The sequence below is a fragment of the Bacillus sp. JZ109 genome, from assembly GCF_053903135.1.
In genome coordinates this window covers 307,337-320,841 of record NZ_CP096388.1, presented here as the reverse complement: position 1 = coordinate 320,841, position 13,505 = coordinate 307,337, and the positions used below count along the sequence as shown (strand labels likewise).

Below are 13,505 nucleotides of genomic sequence, written 5' to 3'. Positions count from 1 at the left end.
GCTATTCAGCCTCTCGTTCGATTGCCGCATCGGGATTCCGGTTCAGAAGGGTGATAAGCTCTGAGGCGGATACATCGGGGCGCTCGCCTGCTTTTTGATAGAGAGCCTTTATCGATTCATAGTCTTCCTTTGTATCAATGGTCAGCCGATATTGAGGGGCGCGAAATCGTTCCGGCGCCTCTAAAAACTGCACACGATAAAGAGCTGGATGATTCCTTATATATAACGTGACATGCTCCTGATATTGATCCTCCATATTCTGAATACGGCTGATGTCAATTAACAGGTTGGCGTTGACCACTTCGCCGCAAATCCCTAATGGGGCATTCAGGATATACGTATAATCCGACCCTTGATCAAAATGCGCCTTAATCATTACATCGAGCAGCTCCGGATCGACAAACGGATTATCACCCGTTAACCGGATGATGACTGACGGTTTAACAGCTTCTATGACCTTCACAAACCTATCGAGGACACGTTCTTCGCTCCCGCGGAAAACACGAAAGCCTTGTTTGATACAGTGCGCCTCTAATATGTCGTCAGTTTCTTTGTCAGACGTGGCGATGACAAGATTATCCCGATCCTTTTGGTAAAACGCGCTTTGCCGGACACGGTGAACGAGAATATCAAGTAAACGATTCGATCCGAGCGGCCGAAGCACTTTTCCCGGAAGCCTTGTTGAACCCATTCTTGCTTGAATGATAAAGAGAATATCATTCATGAAACGGGCTGTCCTTCAGTAAAATGTCATCCCAGACAATGCCTGTGTCGGCCGGAATGTCTCTTACAGCCCGAACACCGCTGGTCAGCAGTTCAAAAAATCTCGGGTGCAGCCCCTGCGGCTTTTGTCCGGGCCGAAGCACTGCGATATTGTCTTCACTAAAGGCTTCACCTTTTTGAATCGGAGCTGTTGTAAAAATGCCTCTGTATGCAAAGTTTCTGATTTCTCCTTCGATGGCGGTCGTTGTTTTGTATGAACTGCCAAGCAGTTTTTCTGAGACCGGCTTTGTGATCCCCTGTTTCAGCTCAGCTTCCGTTTTCCTGATGCCATTGACCATTTCTTTCAATTCATCCGGATTTAATGCAAACGAGTGGTCGGCACCCGGCAGATTTTTATCGATCGTAAAATGCTTTTCTATCAGTTTTGCTCCGAGCCGAACCGCGGCACACGGCGCTTCTGTCGGATGCTCGCTATGATCGGAGAAGCCGATTACCGCCTCAGGAAAAGCGGCGGCAAGCATCGGAATGACGCTGAGGTTGCTGTACTCCGGCGGTGCTGGGTATTTCGCCACACAATGCATTATGGCAATTTGATTGTTTCCCTCTGCCCTGATGGTGCGCCAAGCTTCGTGAACATCAGAGATTTCAGCTCCGGCTGTCGAGAAAATCATCGGCCTGTTCAGCCGGGCGACATATTTAAGCAGCGGGAGATGGTTAATTTCATAGGATGCGATTTTAAAAGCGCTCGGCGAGGTAGACTGAAGCAGATCAGCTGACCCCTCGTCACATACCGTACTTAAAAAGATCACCTGCTTTTCGCGGCAGTAATCCAATAGCGGTAAAATCCACTCAGCAGGCATTTCCATAGATTGAACCAAAGAAAAAATAGAGACGTCCTTGCCCGCTGCCGTCTTGTACAAACCAGGATCTTTCTGGTACATCCTATCAGCTTGGAACATTTGAAATTTCACGGCATCCGCTCCCGCTTCCGCCGCGGCGTCTATCAGCGCAAAAGCCTGATCAAGCTTCCCGTCATGATTAATCCCCGCCTCAGCAATAATAAAAACAGGAGCGTCTTTGCCTACAGTTTTATTCGCGATCTGAAACGCTGCCATTATTTCGCCTCCTTGCCCGGCCAAATATGATAATAGTAATACGATTGTTCAGCGGTGAAGCCCATTCGTTCATAAAGGCGGATCGCCCTTACATTGTGAAGCTGCGTCCCCGCTGTTACCGTTCTATGCTTCTGGGTCTCCGGTTGTTCTATGAGATTCGCCAATAAATGAAACGCAATACGTTTCCCTTCAAATCCCGGCTTTACAGCCATCAAATCGAGAATGCACTCATCATCTCTTGATAAGCCCTGAAGATAGCCGATGACCTCGCCATTGTGTTTAGCGACAATATTGACCGCCGCCCTTCCATTCAGATTGTTTCGTGTCCACTCCTGAAATATTTCGTTTGCTGCATCGCGGCTGAGATGAGGATCCTGAAAATATCTGCTTTTTGTAAACGAGTCTCGGGCCAGCTCACATATCGCTTCTGTGTCTCCGGGCTCAGGCGGGCCCAGTTCAAAAAATGGCGGTGTTTTGTCATAAAAAGACGGAGGCATCGCCAGCTTCAGCAAACTCCCGACAAAGTAAGAGGATGGCTGCTGTTGTATCACATGCGCGGCTCCGATATCTTCAGCCGGAACACGGACAAAGATAAAATCCGTTTCATCCATTTGGCGTACAGTATAAAAAGCTTCAAACAGCCTCTTTAGCTGCCCGGTACTATTTGCCGCAAGAAGTTTGACGTTCATGACTTTCTTCTGAAGCACCTTGCTTTCCCACAAAGAATCTTCGTAAAGCAATACGCCTTGGAGCCTGCTGTTTTCAAAAAGGCCGAGGGAAAATTGATACGGAACATCCAATGTAAGCTTTCTGCTTTGGAGAAATTCCTCAATTGCCTCTTTGGAGACATTTTCTTTTACCGTATACACTTAATCAGCCCCTTTTACGATATCCCGCACAGCTTCAATGACATCATCTACATCGTCGTCAGACATTGATGGATAGAGCGGGAGAGAAAGGGTTCGTTTATAGTAATTCATGGCATTCGGAAAGTCCGCTTCCTTATATCCAAATTGCTTTTGATAATACGGATGAATGTGTACTGGAATAAAATGAACGCTAGTGCCGATATTGTATTCATCCTTTAAAGCCGTAATCATTTCGCTGCGCGTAACCCCGGCCTTTTTTTCATCAACTTGCAGAACATATAGATGCCAGGCGTGCCTGCCGTCATCATGGACAAACGGCGTGATCAGCCCAGGAATCTGCTGAAAAGCGGTTTGATAGCGGCCGGCAATCTCTTCTCTCCGTTTCTGCATATCATCCAGCCGTTTCAGCTGATGAAGTCCGAGGGCCGCCTGCAAATCAAACATATTCATCTTATAGCCGGGCGATTCGACTTCATAGTACCAGCTGCCATTTGAAGAATAACGGTTCCATGCGGCTTTACTCATGCCGTGAAGACTTAGCACCCGGATCTTATCAGCAAGCTCCTCATCATCAGTCGTCAGCATGCCGCCTTCCCCTGTCGCGAGGTTTTTGGTGGCGTAAAAGCTGAATGCCGTTGCATCCCCGATAGAACCGATCATTCTTTGCTTATAAGTCGTATATACCGCATGTGCCGCATCCTCCAGCACGAATAAACCATGATTTTGGGCAATAGCCAATATTGCATCCATATCGCAGGACTGCCCGCCAAAGTGGACGGGCACAACTGCTTTCGTTCGCGGTGTGACGGCCGCCTCAAGCTTTACCGGGTCAATATTGAGCGTGTTTTCGTCAATATCCGCAAACACAGGCGTCGCTCCCGTATGAATAATCGTATTGGCGGTCGAGCTGAACGTAAGCGGAGAGGTAATGACCTCGTCCCCGGGCCCGATCCCTTTTGCTTTCAAAGCCAAAAATAAAGCTGCGGTACATGAATTCACCGCCACGGCGTGCTTCGCCCCGACAAACGCGGCAAACTCTTTTTCAAACTGCTGAACCTTCGGGCCTTTAGAGAGCCATCCCGATTCAAGCGTTTCTGTAACCTCCTGAATTTCTTCCTTACCGATTAACGGCAATGAGTAAGGGAGAAAATGATTTCTCTTTTGCACCATTTCTTTGCGCTCCTATCATTTTATTCAGTATCTTCCCGCCTGTAATCAACCCCTGTTTTGGCTTTCAGTTCCGCAAATAAAGCATTTGTTGATTCTGCCACCGGATAATTAGCCGCTATGAATGCCAGGCGCGCCTCTTCTGCTTTTTGATGCACGTCGGGCCTTCGAAGAACTTCAACCAAGGTGTGCGCTAGTTCATCCGGCTGGTCAAACATAAAATCGCCAAGAGACTCATAATACGGATACGAGCGATTTCCGGACGATTTTCCGATCAGCACAGGCTTTTGAAACAGCATGGCTTCAAGACCGACTGTCGAGGTTTGCGTCACTGCGGCATCAACATACGGCAGCAAATCATAAAGCTCCAGCTCCTTTTTGATGACTCTGCATGTTTTATGTTTTTTCGCCGCCTCGTGATACAGATCAAGCTTGTTTTTTCCGATTTCCCACGGGTGGGGTTTGATAATAATCTGCAGCTGCTTCTGATCAGAAAGCCCCTGCAGCACACCGGAATAAAAATCTTCTGAAAAGGGCTGAGTGGCAATGAGCACAATTTTTTTAGTCGGCTGAAAAGCAAGTTTTCGATAGAATATGGACATATCCATAGGCGTTCTGTTAAAAATCTGATCGAAGCGGGGATGTCCCGTTACGAGAATCTGCTCGGGTTTACAGCCTTTTCGTATGAACCACTCTGCTTCATACGCACCAAAAACAGCTTGATAGGTTGTAAAAACAGGAATGAAGGCTTCATCTCCCATCAATGCGCCATGCTGAAGACAAATGCTGACGGCCCCTTTTCTTTGACACATGAGAGCGAGCACCCTGCTGTAAATGTCTTCTGCCGTTCCGACAATAACAGCTGAAATCTTTTCCTGTTCAAACAGCGCATCAACTGTATCAATGGCCTCTATAAATAAAGGAATATCTTTGAAAAGCCGGTCGCGAAACGCTTGATCACCAAATGCCGGGTGATCATCATAAGGGGCGAGAAGCGAACAGGCTGTTTCGAGATACTGCTTCGAATCGCCTTTTTGGCATGAATCCGCAATCTCCCGCTTGCTAATTACAGGCAGATCACAATAATGCGGCAAACTCCATCTGGCCAAAACAGCCGTTTTTTCAGGATCAAATTGATAGTAATTTTCGTTTGAAAAACGCAGGTAATCAAAGTGCAAAATGACTTTCCCTTTAACAGGTTTGACATTTGTTTTAACGATTTTTCGGATTCTTTCTTCAAAAAACGGCTGAATCTGTCCCTCATCGATATGCTGATCCACCGATCCGAATAATTCCGGTTCTTCTTCCATCATCACCCTCAGCTCAGGGCTGATGTATTGATAAAAATTACTGATAAGCCCAAGCGGAATCCCTTTGTAGCGAAGTTTGTCAAAAAGCTCCACGTACTTCCGGTACAGCACCCAATAATTGCTTAAATAGGCCGACAAGCTCTCACCCCATTCCAAGCTTTTTTAATGATTCACGCAGCTCTCGGCAATTTCGCTGCGGAGGAAGGTTCCTGACAAATTCATTTTTTTCTGATTCAAACAGCTGAAAGTGAATCGATTGGTCGGTAATATAATTCAGGTCCAGCTCCTCATCCAGTGGGTAAAACGGATAAAAATGATTGACTCTCCAAAAGAACCGGGCATCTCCAATACGGTAAAACGCCGGGCTTTCATCCCAATAGGAGCCAAACTTCTCCTTTACCTTCTCAAGCACCGAATACCTGTGCATCACCGAGCAATGATCAATTGCACACGGCGCGTTCCATGTCACTTGAGCGGCAGGCCTGACAGTTTCTTTTACAATGTCGCGATTCTCGTTTAAATGATAGGTTTTGGAGGCTGAGTAAATCACAGCTTTTTCAGGATGGGTATCGAGCTCCCGCACCATTTTCAGGAGGCGGTCCGGCATATAGATGTTGTCATCCGTCGCATAGGTGATATATTCACCCTCCGCCATCTCAATCGCCTGATTGATCAGTGCCGCGTACCTCGTTTTTTCTGTTCTTTCCATCACTCCAGATACATCGCTTTGATAAAAACGCACTCGGTTATCATTCAAAAAAGGACGGATTACATTCAGCGTCTCTTCATTGGAATTGTCATCCATAATAAACAATTCAAAATCTGAAAACGTTTGTGAGAGTATGCTAGAAATGGACTTTGCCACATAATCGCTTTTGTTATAGCTCGTCATAATGACTGATACTTTCGGCAAATCCTACACCTCCTTCTTGGAACTTCACACCTGAAACTATCGTTATCTTATGTTGCTTATGCTCAAGTTGCGCTAGGGATACAAACCAATATGCGAAAAGTTTGTGTATGTCTCTGAAAAACAGCGGATGCCCAGAGCGAAATCTGATCGGTCCGCTGTTCTTTTTCAGCATAATCCAAGCATCAGCCTCATAAGGTGAAAGAGATAAAAATCGCACCAGCGACTAAGATCGTTTTCCATCGGAGGTGAGTCATCGCGGAGCGTTCACCTATACATCCAGAACATGTTTTGAATGGTTTTCATAAAAAGGAGGAACGATATGAAACCGAAAAAAAATCAATATCAGCAAATGCAGGCATTTGATAATATGCAGGGGTATCAGCCTCAGTTTGGTGCCAACCCGTACCCGCAGCAAGGCCAAGGCTCACAAATGCAGCCAATGGGGATGCAGCCAATGATGCCAATGCAGCAGGGACAGCAAGGACAACAAGGACAGCAGGGATTTGGATTCCCGGGCCAGCAGCAGGGCGGCGGTTTTCAAATTCCATCGGGGCCTACACCGTCAGGACCGGGCCAAAGCGTTCCCGGCATGCTGCCTGTTGAGGAATCTTACATCGAGAATATTTTGCGCCTGAATCGGGGAAAAACGGCCACCATTTATATGACATTTGAAAACAGCAAGGAATGGGGCTCGAAGATTTTTCGCGGCGTCATCGAAGCTGCGGGCCGGGATCACATTATTATCAGCGACCCGAAATCAGGAACACGCTACCTGCTCCTGACAATCTACCTCGATTACATTACATTTGATGAAGAAATTGCTTATACGTATCCATATTCCATGGCGTCCTATTCGCCAAGATAAGAAAAAAGCCAATCACTCATATGATGAGGATTGGCTTTTTTGTTTATAGATATTTGACGGCTGCGACAACGATCATAATCCAAGAAATAATAAACGCCACACCGCCGAGCGGGGTGATCGCTCCAAGAATAGAGATTTGCGTCACACTTAGAATATATAAGCTTCCGGAAAACAGCACAATTCCCGCAAACATCAGCCAGCCGGCTGTCGTGACACTGCCTATGCCGGATAATTTATCAGCCAGAAACGCGACAACGAATAACCCAAGGGCGTGATACATATGATACTGCACGCCTGTGTGCCAAACCTGAAGATATTTATCAGGTATTTTCCCTTCTAATCCGTGAGCGCCGAATGCTCCGAGTCCCACGGCAAGCAGGGCGTTAATGGCCCCTAATATGATAAAAACTTTCATCTATCTCTCCCGCCTTTTCGTTAAACTCATATCATTTATCTTATCGCACCTGCACCAAAATTCAATGTTTGTTCTCCGTTGACACGAGATTGTCGGATTTTCTCCTGCGCCAAAGCTGGAACTGGTCAGCCGCTATTGCAGCAAGCGTACCTAATACGAGCCCGTTGCTTAATAGAGAAATAAATACCGGATGCAATCCCTTTAACGCAGTTTCAGGAACAAACATGATACCGACCCCTGTCAGCAGCGAGATGCCGATGATAGACCTCACCCTTTTTGATTCTTCTTTCTCATATGAATCAAATTCGGCAAAGGCCAGACCGCCCATTGCGGAGAACACAACAAAATTCACCGCAAATCCAACGGGTGACGGCAGGCTCGCAAACGTATTCATAAAAAACGGGATTACGCTGATCACGATAACCAGAATACTGCCGAGCATAAACGGTTTTTTAGAAGGCATTTTGGTCGTTTCAATAAAACCCGCGGCTCCCGAAATCGGAACAGGCGCAATAGCTCCCGTCAAACCGCTAAGCAGATGGCTGAATGAAGCGGCAAAACCGGCATGGCGTTCATGATGCTTTCCATCAGGCTGTTTGCTGAATTTTTTCACGGCGATGTCCACGACCTTCATGCTCGCCAGCATATTCACGATCAGCAAGATGGTAATAAAAATAGAAGTGATGATCAGGCCGCTGTTAAATAATGGTGTCCCAAAAGGAAACAGAGAAGGCAGCTGAAACAGCCGGTCCGGCATTTCAATCGGCTTTGCCGCTCCGGCAGCCGCAAACAGCACCCATCCGCCGAACAAGGCTAATAAAATAGAATATTGCTTAAAAAACATGATGTTCGAATTTGTCATTATAAAGGCGGCAGCGATCACAACAAGCGCCAGGCCAAATACAAGACCGTCCACCCCGTCCTGTCGATAACCGATTCCGAGAATTCCTTTTATAATGGGCTGACTCAGCTGCATGACAAGAAGCAATAAATAGACGCCCGTTACAACCGGAGTAAACAATTTTGCAAGTCTGTCAATGACCTTGAAAACACTTAACAAAAAGAAACATACAGCGCTTACAAGAAGGGCTCCCTGCAACCCCCGCAGTGTGTCTCCATATGTCGCAAACACAGTTCCCGTCAGCCCTGCGTAAATCGTATACACTCCCCACCACAAGCCGGCTGGGCTTTCATTAATCGGCAGTCTGTGGCCTTTCAAACACTGAATGACGGCGGCAATTCCCAGTACAAAAAAAGTGCTTTGAATTAATCTCGCAGAATCTGAGTGATCCAGATGAAACGACTGGGCAACCGCCACCGGAACAACTATCGCCGCAGCAATAATAAACGCTGTCCATTGCAGCGCGCCAAGAACCAATTTCACGTAAGCTCAACCTCTCTCTTTAAAAATCAAATAAAGACTCTCCGTTTCCATCCTCTTCCTGCTTCTCTTTTTCTTGCTTTCGATATTTGTTTAATCCCGCGCTCCCCATCATTTTTTCCATCATCAGCTGGTCTGTCGATGGCGGCGCGGCAGGACTTGGCGTAACGCTCGGCTGTATGCGGGGCGCGCTCGCGTTCTCCGGCTGATCAAGCACGACATCACACAGAGAACGGACAACCGCTACATAACGCTTCAGCTCCTCATCCCGTTCAGCTGTTTTTGCTTTTTTCAGCTCCTCTTCCATCTTTTGAATTAATGCAGATATATGAATGTTCATGAAGCACCCTCCAAAAAAATAAATGTTGTCTTCCTGCATTTTATCAAATTCCTGCTGTAAACGCAGATATGAGTTTGTTATTTTTTCTGACAAACCTTGCGCGATTGACAAGCAGAAGAGATTTTTCACATAATAAATCACCATACCTTACAAAAAGGAGAAACGGAATGAACAGCATCCCCTCTATCATCAGCAAGCATAAAGCCTATTTTGCGGCGGGACATACGAGACCGCTTGAATCGAGACTGAACATTTTGCGAAAGCTGAAACAAGCCGTCAGAACTCATGAAGCCGATCTCATAGCCGCTCTCTACCAGGATCTCCATAAATCCGAGCAAGAAGCATACTCAACAGAAATCGGAATCGTCTTGGAGGAAATCAGCTTTGTCATGAAACGGCTGAGAAAATGGTCCAAGCCGAAACGAGTCAAAACGCCTCTGACTCATCTAGGCTCCAAAAGCATCATCATCCCTGAGCCGTATGGAACCGTTTTGGTGATTGCGCCTTGGAACTATCCCTTGCAGCTGGCGCTTTCTCCGTTGATTGGAGCCATTGCGGCGGGGAACACGGTCGTTCTCAAGCCATCAGAATATACGCCGGCTGTTTCTGCTATTCTTTCCAAACTCATCAGCAGCGTTTTTCCGACCGATTATGTCGCTATGGCAGAAGGCGGGCCCGATATCAGCACAGCATTATTACAGCAGCCCTTTGACTACATTTTCTTTACCGGCAGTGTAGCCGTGGGAAAAGTCGTCATGGAGGCCGCCGCCAAACAATTAATTCCCGTAACCTTGGAGCTCGGCGGCAAAAGCCCCTGTCTCGTCCATAAAGATGCTGACATTCAGCTTGCCGCCAAACGCATCGTCTTCGGGAAATTTACAAATGCGGGACAAACCTGCATCGCACCGGATTATTTATTTGTCCACGAGGACATCAAAACGAAGCTCACAGAAGAAATGAAGCGTGCGATCAGAGAATTTTACGGCCCTCAGCCGGAACGGAATCCGCAGTACGGCAAAATCGTCAGTGAACGGCACTATCAGCGGCTGCTCAGCTTTCTGAATGACGGCATCCCACTCACAGGCGGACAATCTGATCCCAATCATCACAAAATTGCGCCGACCATTCTCGAACAAGTGAGGGATGACTCTCCAGTGATGCAGGAGGAGATTTTCGGGCCGATTCTTCCGCTCTTTACATACCGCGATATCGGGGAAGTCATTGAAAAAGTCCAATCGCGCCCTAAGCCGCTCGCCCTGTATCTCTTCACCACAAACAAAGAAATTGAGCGCGCTGTTTTAGGAAATCTGTCGTTTGGCGGGGGCTGTGTCAATGATACGTTAATGCATGTGGCGACGCCGTATTTGCCATTCGGCGGCGTCGGGGAAAGCGGCATCGGCAGCTATCACGGGTTTGACAGTTTTAACACATTCACGCACAAAAAAAGCGTCGTCAAACAAACGAACCGCTTCGACTTCGCATTTCGTTATCCTTCCTCCAAAAACGGGCTGCGAATGATTCGAAAAATACTCAAATAAAAAAGCGCAGATCACCTGCGCTTTTTACAAATCCTTAATACACCAATCAATCGGCGCCTCTCCCATTTTCTCCAAATAGGCATTCGCCCGGGAAAACGGTCTGCTCCCGAAAAATCCGTTTCTCGCCGAAAACGGGCTGGGATGCGTCGATTCAATGATAAAATGCTTGGACGTGTCGATCCGTTCTTTTTTCATTTGGGCATGCCGTCCCCATAAAATAAAGATAACCGGCTGCTCCCTTTCATTCAGCACGTCAATAATTCGGTCCGTCAGTCGCTCCCAGCCTTTTCCCTTATGGGAATTCGCCTGTCCGCGCCTTACTGTCAGCACAGTATTCAGCAAAAGAACGCCTTGCTTTGCCCAGCTCACAAGCGACCCGTGATTCGGGATGCTGCACCCGATGTCCTGCTGCAGTTCAAGAAAAATATTTTTTAACGAAGGCGGCTGCTTTACACCGGGCTTGACAGAGAAGCTTAAACCTTGAGCCTGTCCCGGCCCGTGATACGGATCTTGTCCCAGAATGACGACCTTGACATCATCATATGATGTATAATGCAGCGCATTGAAAATATCCCGGCTGTCCGGATAAATCGTTTGCTCCGCGTATTCCCGCTTCAGCATTTCTCTGAGCTCTTGATAATACGGTTTCTCAAACTCTTCCTTTAGCTGATTCCACCAGCTGTCTTGTAAAAGCTGTTTCAAGATTCAGGCCCCCTTACGAACGATGAAGTCTGGAATAGACAGGCTCGCCATCCCAAACCATTTCACTTTTTGCTTCCCGCCTCTTCATCTCAGGCTCTTCAAGCAGGACGGCAAAGTTTTTCGTCGGCAGCTCCCCGAGTCCGTGCTTTTCACTTAAACGATCCAAATATTGCTTCCGCTTGGCGCCAAGGTCCGCAGACTGATTGTCTCCCGCGTCACTGAAGGCATAAATCACACTGGCGCAAGGGACACGCTTCACCCGGTAATCCTTGGCCGCGCGCAGATAAAAATCCCAATCCCAGTAATTGTGCACATCAGCATCGAAATACCCGATTTCATCATGCAGAAAACGTCTGTACATGCTGCCCGACGGCACGTATGTAGAAAACACTCTCATATCCTCATAGTCAGCGGTATAAGCAAACAATTTCCGTGACACTGGATACCTTGTTCCGTTTTTCTCTTCAAACGAAACTATTTCCGCATCAGAATGAACGAAGTCTGCCTTTTCTATTTCCTTTGCCATTTTCTCGATATGCCCTGGCGTAAAGAAATCATCGTCATCACACAGCATAATGCAATCCCCAGACGCCTCTTTTACACCGGCATTTCTCGCAGCCACATGCCCCGAGTTCTTTTCTAAATTGATGACAGCAATCGGCAGCTCCGGATACAGTGCTTTGACCGGCACGACCGATTCCCCGGCATCATTCACAATAATAATTTCATACGGCTTCAAGGTCTGGCGGGAAATCGACTCCAAAAGCTCACACAGAGCCGGAATCCGATTATAGGTCACAATTACGATAGAAATCTTCATGATGCTCTCCTTCTCATTTTCATAGTCATGTACTATTAAAACATATATTGGACGGGAGATCAGTGGGAATATCCTACTGAAACAGGATAAGGTGCTAATGAAAATACTAGATGAATTGCTAAGCCTTCTATATTGTGATACAGAGAAAATCTAACTATAATGAAAGACAAAACACGATGGAGGTTCAAGACATGTCTATGCATAAAGCACTCACCATTGCCGGCTCAGATTCCAGCGGCGGTGCTGGGATTCAAGCTGATTTAAAAACATTTCAAGAAAAAAACGTATACGGGATGACCGCCTTAACGGTGATCGTTGCGATGGACCCAAACAACAGCTGGGACCATCAGGTATTCCCGATCGATACTGATACAATCCGCGCCCAGCTTGCAACAATTACGGACGGCATCGGTGTGGACGCCATGAAAACAGGAATGCTGCCAACCGTTGATATTATCGAGCTTGCGGCAAAAACGATCAATGAAAAACAATTAAAAAATGTGGTAATTGACCCGGTTATGGTTTGCAAAGGTGCTAATGAAGTCCTTTATCCGGAGCACGCCCAAGCCCTGCGTGAGCAATTGGCTCCGCTAGCCACTGTCATTACGCCAAACTTGTTTGAAGCCAGCCAGCTCAGCGGCATGGATGAACTAAAAACAGTTGACGATATGATCGAAGCCGCGAAAAAAATTCACGCACTCGGCGCTCAATATGTCGTCATTACAGGCGGAGGCAAACTCAAACACGAGAAAGCCGTTGATGTTCTCTATGACGGAGAAACAGCGGAAGTCCTTGAAAGCGAAATGATCGATACGCCTTATACACATGGCGCAGGCTGTACATTCTCAGCAGCCGTGACAGCGGAGCTTGCCAAAGGTGCGGAAGTCAAAGAAGCCATTTACGCAGCGAAAGAATTCATCACAGCGGCCATTAAAGAATCCTTCCCGCTAAACCAGTATGTTGGTCCTACGAAGCATTCTGCACTGCGCCTGAATCAACAATCATAAAAAAAGGGGCTGCCTTACAGAGAGGCAGCCCTTTTTAAATCACCGAAGACTTTTCACAGAAAAAACTGCCGATCCCATCGGCAGCCTGTTTATTTGATTTTTAAATTGTTTGCAGATTTCCTCAAAAATGTTTCTATCGACTGAACAAAAAGTGCATATTCCTTCATTTGTTCATATGCCCGCGTGAGAATTTCCGCCGTTTCACTGTGCGGCGTTGTTCCGCCAAGCATTTTTTTCAGCTGAAGCAGCACATCCTTATATTCTTCTCGCTTATCTTCAACTTGGTTAGCAGCCTTTTCCAAACATTCCGGTGTTATCTTCTGTTCATGTATATTCAAGA

At 46.9% G+C, this 13,505-nt stretch carries 15 protein-coding genes; 3 read left to right on the top strand and 12 right to left on the bottom strand.

Annotated features, from left to right (window positions below):
- Window position 1: 1 nt before the first annotated feature.
- Genes M1D94_RS01680 through spsA form a run of 6 tightly spaced genes read right to left on the bottom strand, consistent with a single transcriptional unit; the run spans window position 2 to window position 6,097 of the window.
- Window positions 2–724, bottom strand: a complete 723-nt coding sequence (locus M1D94_RS01680) for a glycosyltransferase family protein (RefSeq protein WP_032725144.1) — start codon at window positions 722–724, stop codon at window positions 2–4.
- Window positions 717–1,838: an N-acetylneuraminate synthase family protein gene (locus M1D94_RS01675; RefSeq protein WP_038828099.1), complete on the bottom strand. Its 1,122-nt coding sequence runs from the start codon at window positions 1,836–1,838 to the stop codon at window positions 717–719. The genes M1D94_RS01680 and M1D94_RS01675 overlap by 8 nt, the downstream gene beginning before the upstream one ends.
- Window positions 1,838–2,707, bottom strand: a complete 870-nt coding sequence (locus tag M1D94_RS01670; protein WP_003243179.1) for a GNAT family N-acetyltransferase — start codon at window positions 2,705–2,707, stop codon at window positions 1,838–1,840. Before M1D94_RS01670 ends, M1D94_RS01675 begins: the two co-directional genes overlap by 1 nt.
- Window positions 2,708–3,877, bottom strand: coding sequence for a DegT/DnrJ/EryC1/StrS family aminotransferase (locus tag M1D94_RS01665; RefSeq protein WP_048654797.1), 1,170 nt, complete (start codon window positions 3,875–3,877; stop codon window positions 2,708–2,710).
- A 20-nt stretch (window positions 3,878–3,897) separates the two neighbouring features.
- Entirely contained in the window at window positions 3,898–5,322 is a 1,425-nt protein-coding gene (locus tag M1D94_RS01660) for a CDP-glycerol glycerophosphotransferase family protein (protein WP_326153582.1), read from the bottom strand.
- A 4-nt stretch (window positions 5,323–5,326) separates the two neighbouring features.
- Window positions 5,327–6,097 carry a spore coat dTDP-glycosyltransferase SpsA gene (gene spsA, locus M1D94_RS01655; protein WP_070548022.1) on the bottom strand — a complete coding sequence of 257 codons (771 nt, stop codon included), beginning with the start codon at window positions 6,095–6,097 and terminating at the stop codon, window positions 5,327–5,329.
- A gap of 319 nt (window positions 6,098–6,416) precedes the next feature.
- Here spsA and gerQ point away from each other — a divergent pair, with 319 nt between their 5' ends.
- The gene (gene gerQ, locus M1D94_RS01650) at window positions 6,417–6,962 is read left to right on the top strand and encodes a spore coat protein GerQ (RefSeq protein ID WP_014481253.1); all 546 of its coding nucleotides are present in this window, start codon (window positions 6,417–6,419) and stop codon (window positions 6,960–6,962) included.
- A gap of 43 nt (window positions 6,963–7,005) precedes the next feature.
- Here the strand turns inward: gerQ and M1D94_RS01645 are convergent, their stop codons facing one another.
- The 3 genes from M1D94_RS01645 to M1D94_RS01635 all read right to left on the bottom strand — a co-directional run bounded on the left by M1D94_RS01645 (window position 7,006) and on the right by M1D94_RS01635 (window position 9,098).
- Window positions 7,006–7,377: a DUF423 domain-containing protein gene (locus M1D94_RS01645; protein ID WP_003227446.1), complete on the bottom strand. Its 372-nt coding sequence runs from the start codon at window positions 7,375–7,377 to the stop codon at window positions 7,006–7,008.
- Between the two features lie 61 nt (window positions 7,378–7,438).
- Window positions 7,439–8,761, bottom strand: coding sequence for a purine/pyrimidine permease (locus M1D94_RS01640; protein WP_015384975.1), 1,323 nt, complete (start codon window positions 8,759–8,761; stop codon window positions 7,439–7,441).
- Window positions 8,762–8,780: 19 nt separating this feature from the next.
- Window positions 8,781–9,098, bottom strand: a complete 318-nt coding sequence (locus tag M1D94_RS01635; RefSeq protein ID WP_003243806.1) for a YwdI family protein — start codon at window positions 9,096–9,098, stop codon at window positions 8,781–8,783.
- Window positions 9,099–9,265: 167 nt separating this feature from the next.
- On the opposite strand from M1D94_RS01635, the gene M1D94_RS01630 reads away from it, so the two are divergent.
- A complete protein-coding gene (locus M1D94_RS01630) occupies window positions 9,266–10,636 on the top strand; it encodes an aldehyde dehydrogenase (protein WP_456270393.1) in 1,371 nt (456 codons plus the stop codon).
- A gap of 24 nt (window positions 10,637–10,660) precedes the next feature.
- On the opposite strand, the gene M1D94_RS01625 is transcribed toward M1D94_RS01630, so the two are convergent.
- Both M1D94_RS01625 and M1D94_RS01620 read right to left on the bottom strand, forming a co-directional pair.
- Window positions 10,661–11,338, bottom strand: coding sequence for a uracil-DNA glycosylase (locus M1D94_RS01625; protein ID WP_015384978.1), 678 nt, complete (start codon window positions 11,336–11,338; stop codon window positions 10,661–10,663).
- 13 nt (window positions 11,339–11,351) lie between these two features.
- Entirely contained in the window at window positions 11,352–12,158 is an 807-nt protein-coding gene (locus M1D94_RS01620) for a glycosyltransferase family 2 protein (RefSeq protein WP_169037622.1), read from the bottom strand.
- Window positions 12,159–12,349: 191 nt separating this feature from the next.
- Between M1D94_RS01620 and M1D94_RS01615 the strand changes: the two genes are divergently transcribed.
- Entirely contained in the window at window positions 12,350–13,165 is an 816-nt protein-coding gene (locus tag M1D94_RS01615) for a bifunctional hydroxymethylpyrimidine kinase/phosphomethylpyrimidine kinase (protein WP_249852373.1), read from the top strand.
- A gap of 89 nt (window positions 13,166–13,254) precedes the next feature.
- On the opposite strand, the gene M1D94_RS01610 is transcribed toward M1D94_RS01615, so the two are convergent.
- Entirely contained in the window at window positions 13,255–13,503 is a 249-nt protein-coding gene (locus M1D94_RS01610; RefSeq protein WP_003243437.1) for a hypothetical protein, read from the bottom strand.
- Window positions 13,504–13,505: the final 2 nt, after the last annotated feature.